Source organism: Streptomyces sp. NPDC050388 (genome assembly GCF_040655635.1).
Taxonomy (GTDB): domain Bacteria; phylum Actinomycetota; class Actinomycetes; order Streptomycetales; family Streptomycetaceae; genus Streptomyces.
Map to the genome: position 1 here is coordinate 1 of NZ_JBFAKH010000173.1, position 6,763 is coordinate 6,763.

General features: G+C 71.8%; 5 protein-coding genes. All 5 read left to right on the forward strand.

The genetic code is table 11. The features are described 5' to 3' along the window. Positions 1 to 141, forward strand: a 141-nt coding sequence (locus AB0I73_RS39640; protein ID WP_363045253.1) for an alpha-glucosidase C-terminal domain-containing protein, incomplete at its 5' end; no start/stop codon positions are given. Positions 142 to 169: 28 nt separating this feature from the next. After that, positions 170 to 1,534: a maltokinase gene (locus AB0I73_RS39645; protein WP_363045250.1), complete on the forward strand. Its 1,365-nt coding sequence runs from the start codon at positions 170 to 172 to the stop codon at positions 1,532 to 1,534. 4 nt (positions 1,535 to 1,538) lie between these two features. Continuing rightward, positions 1,539 to 3,764, forward strand: a complete 2,226-nt coding sequence (glgB, locus tag AB0I73_RS39650) for a 1,4-alpha-glucan branching enzyme (RefSeq protein ID WP_363045251.1) — start codon at positions 1,539 to 1,541, stop codon at positions 3,762 to 3,764. Between the two features lie 379 nt (positions 3,765 to 4,143). Next, on the forward strand, positions 4,144 to 6,048 hold the full coding sequence (locus tag AB0I73_RS39655) for an AMP-dependent synthetase/ligase (protein WP_363045252.1): 1,905 nt from the start codon (positions 4,144 to 4,146) through the stop codon (positions 6,046 to 6,048). A gap of 172 nt (positions 6,049 to 6,220) precedes the next feature. Beyond that, complete coding sequence (locus AB0I73_RS39660) at positions 6,221 to 6,655, forward strand: ATP-binding protein (protein ID WP_109383685.1); 435 nt, start codon at positions 6,221 to 6,223, stop codon at positions 6,653 to 6,655. Positions 6,656 to 6,763: the final 108 nt, after the last annotated feature.

The window sequence follows — 6,763 nt, forward strand, 5'->3', positions numbered from 1 at the left end:
CATCCGGTCGAGCTGTTCGGCGGGGTGCGCTTCCCGGCCATCGGCGAGCTGCCGTATCTGCTGACCCTGGCGGGCCACGGCTTCTACTGGTTCCGGCTCACCCGAACCGCATCCCGATCCCGCATCGGCCGACGACTGTGAGCGTGCGCCGACGAAAGGAGGCGTCACCATGACGAAGACCGCATTCCTGCGCCCGCGCAGCGCACCCACCGGGTCCATGGAGTCGTTCACCGGGCTGCTGCGCGAGTGGCTGCCGGGGCAGCGCTGGTTCGCCGGCAAGGACCGCCCCGTCGCCGACCTCCATGTGCTGTCGATGACGGAGCTGTTCCCGGGCTGTCTGCACCTGCTGTTCCACGCGGGCCACGGCGGCGTGCCCTCCCCCGGCAACACTCCTCCGGCCGGTGACTGCTACCAACTCCTCCTCGGCGTGCGGGAGGAGCGCCCGTCGCCGCGCCTCGGCCGGGCGCTCATCGGCAGGGTGCAGGACGGACCGCTGGCCGGACGGACGGTCTACGACGCCCTCCACGACCCCCGGTCGGCCCAGCTGCTCCTGGAACGGCTGCGGTACCCCGGCACGACCGGCCCCCTGCACTTCGAGTGCGACACGGATCAGCCGGGGCCCCGCGCCGGGCTGGTACCTCGCCTGCTGGACGCCGAGCAGTCCAACTCCTCGCTGGTGTACGGCGAGGAGTTCATCCTGAAGGTCTTCCGGCGGATCCAGCCCGGAGTCAACCCGGACCTGGAGGTACCGGGCGCGCTGTCCCGGCAGGGCTGCCACCGGGTCCCCGCCCCGGTGGCCTGGTTGCGTACCACGCATCCGTTCAGGGCGACGCTCGGTGTCCTCCAGCCGTTCCTGCGGGACGCCTCCGACGGCTGGACGCTGGCACTGGACGCACTGGCCGCCGGTGACGACTTCACCGCCCAGTCGCACGCCCTCGGCCGGGCCACGGCGGACGTGCACCTGGCGCTGGCCTCGGCCTTCCCCGTCGGTGGGCCCGGGGAGAACGGACTGACGGCGACGGCGATGGCCGAGCGGCTGACGGCCGCCGCGCACTCCGTCCCCGTCCTCCAGCCGTTCGTGCCCGGTCTGAAGGCCGCGTTCGCCGCGCTCGCGACCTGCGACCCCGGCCCGGCCGCCCAGCGCATCCACGGTGACCTGCACCTCGGGCAGGTGCTGCGGGCCGGACGCGACTGGTTCGTCATCGACTTCGAGGGCGAGCCGTCCCGGCCGCTCTCCGAACGGCGCAGCGCCCACTCCCCCCTGCGGGACATCGCCGGGATGCTGCGCTCGTTCGACTACGCCGCCCGCCAGCGGCGTCCCTGGCGCCCGGAGTGGGCGCGCCGCTGCCGCGAGGCCTACTGCGCGGGCTACGCGGCGCGCTCCGGCTGGGACCCGCGCAAGAAACACGGCCTGCTCCGCGCCTACGAGACGGACCGTGCCGTGTACGAGGTGCTGTACGAGGCCCGGCACCGACCCGACTGGCTGCCCGTACCCATGGCGGCGATCGAGCGCCTCGCCGTGAGAGGAGACTGAAGCCGTGGCCCTGCACGACACCCCGCTTCCCGAGTCGGCCGGGCCCGCCCCGTCCGCTCCGGCGGCACACGGGACCGCTCCCGCCCTCGATCCCACCGACCGGGGGCGCCTGCTGGCGGGCGCCCACCACGATCCGCACGCGCTGCTCGGCGCGCACCCGGTGCCGGGCGGCATCGCCTTCCGGGCGCTGCGCCCCTTCGCGCGGGCGGTGAGCGTGGTCACCGGCGGCGAGCGTGTCCCGCTCACCTCGGAGGGCGACGGTCTGTTCTCCGTGGTCCTGCCACTGGACGCGATCCCCGCGTACACCCTGGCAGTGGCGTACGGGGACGAGGACGCGGTGGAGGTGCACGACCCGTACCGGATGCTGCCCGCGCTCGGCGAGCTCGACCTGCATCTGATCGCCGAGGGGCGCCACGAGGAGCTGTGGACGGCGCTCGGCGCGCACCCCATGACCCATCAGGGCGTGAGCGGCACCCGCTTCACCGTGTGGGCGCCGAACGCGCGCGGGGTGCGGGTCACCGGGGACTTCACCTGCTGGGACGGCACGGCGTTCCCGATGCGCTCGCTCGGTTCCTCCGGGGTGTGGGAGCTGTTCCTGCCGGGGATCGGCGAGGGCGCCCGCTACAAGTTCGAGGTGCACTCCCGGTACGGTCACCGCGCCCTCAAGGCGGACCCGATGGCGCGCCTCGCGGAGGAACCGCCGAACACGGCGTCGATCGTGACGTCCTCGCGCCACACGTGGGACGACGCCGAGTGGCTGGAGCGGCGGGCCCGGGTGCCCGTGCACGAGGCGCCGTTCTCGGTGTACGAGGTGCATCTGCCCTCCTGGCGGCCTGGCCTGACCTACCGTCAGCTGGCCGACGAACTGCCCGCGTACGTCAAGGACCTCGGGTTCACCCATGTCGAGCTGATGCCGGTCGCCGAGCACCCCTACGGTCCGTCCTGGGGCTACCAGGTCACCGGGTTCTACGCGCCGACCTCACGCCTCGGCTCGCCCGACGACTTCAAGCACCTGATCGACGCCCTGCACCGGGCCGGGATCGGCGTGATCATGGACTGGGTGCCGGCCCACTTCCCGAAGGACGACTGGGCGCTGGCCCGGTTCGACGGGGACCCGTTGTACGAGCCCGGGGACGCCCGGCGGGCGGAGCACCCGGACTGGGGGACGTACACGTTCGACTTCGCCCGGACCGAGGTGCGCAACTTCCTGGTCGCCAACGCCGTGTACTGGTGCCAGGAGTTCCACATCGACGGGCTGCGGGTGGACGCGGTCGCCTCCATGCTCTACCTGGACTACTCACGGGACTCCGGTCAGTGGGAGGCCAATGTGCACGGCGGCCGGGAGGACCTGGCCGCCGTGGCGTTCCTGCAGGAGATGAACGCGACCGTGTACCGGCGCTGCCCCGGCGTGGTGACGATCGCGGAGGAGTCGACCGCGTGGGACGGGGTGACCCGGCCCACCGACACCGGTGGGCTGGGGTTCGGCCTGAAGTGGAACATGGGCTGGATGCACGACTCGCTCGAGTACGTCTCCCACGAGCCGGTCCACCGCAAGTACCACCACCACGAGATGACGTTCTCGATGGTGTACGCCCACAGCGAGAACTACGTCCTGCCGATCTCGCACGACGAGGTCGTGCACGGCAAGCAGGCCCTGGTGTCGAAGATGCCCGGCGACTGGTGGCAGCGCCGGGCGAACACCCGGGCCTACCTCGGCTTCATGTGGGCCCATCCGGGCAAGCAACTGCTGTTCATGGGGCAGGAGTTCGCGCAGGGCGCCGAATGGTCCGAGCAGCACGGCCCCGAGTGGTGGCTGCTGGACGACGCGTACCACTCGGCGGGCGACCACCGCGGGGTACAGGACCTGGTGCGTGACCTCAACACCCGTTACCGCGCGACGAAGGCACTGTGGCAGCGGGACACCGACCCGGCGGGCTTCCGCTGGGTCTCGGTGGACGCGGCCGAGGACAACGTGTTCGCGTTCCTGCGGTTCGACTCCGAGGGGCGGCCGCTGCTCTCGGTGTCGAACTTCTCCCCGGTCGTCCGGCACGGGTACCGGCTCGGCGTGCCCGACGACGTGCCCGCCTGGCAGGAGGTCCTCAACACGGACGCGGCCCGGTACGGCGGCGGTGACGTCACCAACCCGGACCCGGTCAAGCCCGAGGACGGCTGCGTCCGGATCACGCTCCCGCCCCTCGCGACGGTGTGGCTGGTGCCCGACGTCCCGTGAAGCCCGGCGGCACCCGGCCCCGTACCCGCGCCGGACGGCAACCGACGTGGGTACAGCGCTCCCTGACGGTCCGTAAGGGAGGGCCCGGCGATGCCCCGACCGGCCGTGTGCGGTATACACGGGCGTGATGATCATCACCACCGGCTCCGCCCGGGGTCACGTGTGCGTCCTGTCCGGAGCCATGCGTACGCCCCGGTCCGGAGCCGCCGAACCGTGCGGCTCACGTCCGGTCCGGGGGCACGGGAGGCTCCGAGATCATCGGTGTGGCCACACTTCCCGCGATCCCGGCCCCGGAACGCCCCGGCTCGGCTACATTCAGGCACCGCCGATGACTCTGCTCGTCGGCCGAGTCACAGCCCGTACATGTCAGGAGCAGTGCATGCACGACCCCGCTCTCGCTCCCTGGGCCGCCTCGCCCCTGACGGGCGGCCTCGCGGACAGTCTCTTCGAGACGGCCGCCGAGAGCCCCACCCTGCCGATGTTCGCCCGCCGCACCGGCCCGGCCTCCACGACCTGGGAGGAGATCACCGCGCTGGAGTTCCGCGACCAGGTCGTCGACCTGGCCAAGGGGCTGGTCGCCTCGGGGCTGTCCCCGGGCGACCGCGTGGCGATCATGGCGCGCACCCGCTATGAGTGGACGGTCCTGTGCTACGCGCTGTGGACCGTGGGCGCCGAGGTCGTCCCCGTCTATCCCTCCTCCTCACGCGACCAGGTGGAGTGGATCCTCCGGGAATCCGGATGCGTGGCCGTGATGGTCGAGGACGAGCAGGGGGTGATGACCGTCGGGTCCGTGTGCGCCGCGCTGCCGCTGCTGCGGCACGTCTGGCAGCTGGACTCGGGGGCGCTGGACCAGTTGGTGGCGCGCGGCGAGTACATACCGGCGGCCATGGTCGACTCGCTGCGCCGGATCGTGCTGCCGGACTCCACGGCCGTGATCGCCTACACCTCCGGCACCTCGGGGCACGCGATGGGGTGCGCACTGAGCCACCGCAACCTGGCCGCCCCCTGCGACACCCTGCTGGCGGGCTGGGCCCACACGGCGGCCCCGCCGGGAGAGCAGCCCGTGGTCCTCGCCTACCTGCCGTTCTCCCATGTGTACGGGCTGATGATCCAAGGCCTGTGCGTGCGCGGCGGGCTGTTGATGGGGTACGAGCCCGACACCGGCACGGAGTCCCTCTCCTCGGCCCTGCGCACCCTGCGGCCCACCTATCTGTACGCGGTCCCCTCCCTGCTGGAGAAGATCTACAAGAACTTCCTGCGCGCCTCCCAGCAGGCCGGGCGCGGAGCACTGTTCGAGCGGGCCGCCGACACGGCCCGCGACTTCGCCGCCGCCGTGGAGCGGCAACGGCTGGGCCGGGGCCCGGGGCCCGGCCTCGACCTGCGGCTGCAGCACTCCCTGTACGAGCGCACGGTCTACCGCAAGCTGCGGGCCGCGCTGGGCGGCCGGATACGCAGGGCCACCTCGGGCGGCTCGGCCCTCAACCGGGACCTGTCCCTCTTCTACGAGGGCATCGGCATCTACGTCCACGACGGCTACGGGCTCACCGAGACCGGTGGCGGTGTGACGATGCAGCCGCTCGGCAGGGAGAAGTCCGGCACCGTCGGGCGGGCGCTGCCGGGCAGCGAGATCAGGGTGGCCGAGGACGGGGAGATCCTGGTGCGCGGGCCGTCGGTGTTCCAGGGCTACCTGGGCGACGAGGCCGCCACCCTGACCGCGCTGGCCGGCGGCTGGCTGGCCACGGGTGACCTGGGCCGGGTGGACTCGGAGGGCTATCTGACGATCACCGGCCGCAAGAAGGACATCATCATCACCAGCAGCGGCAAGAGTGTCGCGCCCGCGGCCCTGGAGCAGCGGCTGCGGATGCACCCTCTCGTCCACCAAGCCGTCGTCGTGGGCGACGACCGGCCCTGTGTGGGGGCGCTGATCACCCTGGACCCGGAGTTCCTGACGCACTGGCGGGCGGCTCTCTCGCTGCCGGGCGACGCGCCGACCCGGGAGTCCCGGGAGGAGAACGCGCTGCACGAGGAGATCGCGCGGGCGGTCGCCGCGGCGAACAGCAGTGTGTCGCGTTCGGAGTCGATCCGGGTGTTCCGGGTGCTGGCGGAGCCCTTCGACGTGATCAACGGGCTGCTGACGCCGTCGATGAAACTGCGCCGGGACGAGATCGTGCGACGCCACGCACTGGAGATCGACGCGATGTACCACTCGCGTTCGCGTCCGAAACGGGCCCCGGCGCCGGAGGAGCCGTCGGTCTGGGACGACTCGGACAACGTCTTCCGCTGACCGCGCGGCACGCGGCACGCGGCACCGAAGTGACGTGGGTGTCATCCACCACGCACGGACATACGGGCGCGTAGGCTCCGCCGACCCGGGAACCCACAGAGCAGGGAGACGAAGCAAAAGGAACCAGCCACACGAACGGCTGCCCGTCGAATCCGGGGGCAGGGAAGGCGACATGGCATCCGAGCCGCGTAGGGACAAGTCACTGGCCGCCGAGGAGATCACGGACCGCGTCGCCGGCTTTCACGGGGAGCTGCACGACGTCACCGACGCACGCCTGGTGGCGGAGGAGTTCCTCTTCGACCTGGCCCGCGTGTCCGCGCCGACGGCTCCGGAGCACTGGGACGACATCCTCCTGGTGGTCACGGAACTGGCAGCCAACGCGGTCCAGTACGCGCCGGGCCCCTTCGAGATGCGGTTGCGCCGGACGTTCGACGGGGTGCATGTGGTGATGCACGACACAAGCACCACCACGCCCGCACCCCGGCCCTTCCGGCCCAGCCGCGGCGGGGGCGGGATCGGCTGGCATCTGATCCACACGCTGTGCGACCAGGTCAGCGTCGTCGGTACCGACCACGGCAAGGACATCCATGTGTTCCTGCCCTGGTGACCGCCGTCGGGCGCGCACGCTCACCACCTTCCGCGGCCTGGCGTTCAGCCTCGTCCACCTCGCCGACCTCGCGTATGGCGCGATCGTTCGTGTTCATCGAGTGCCTCC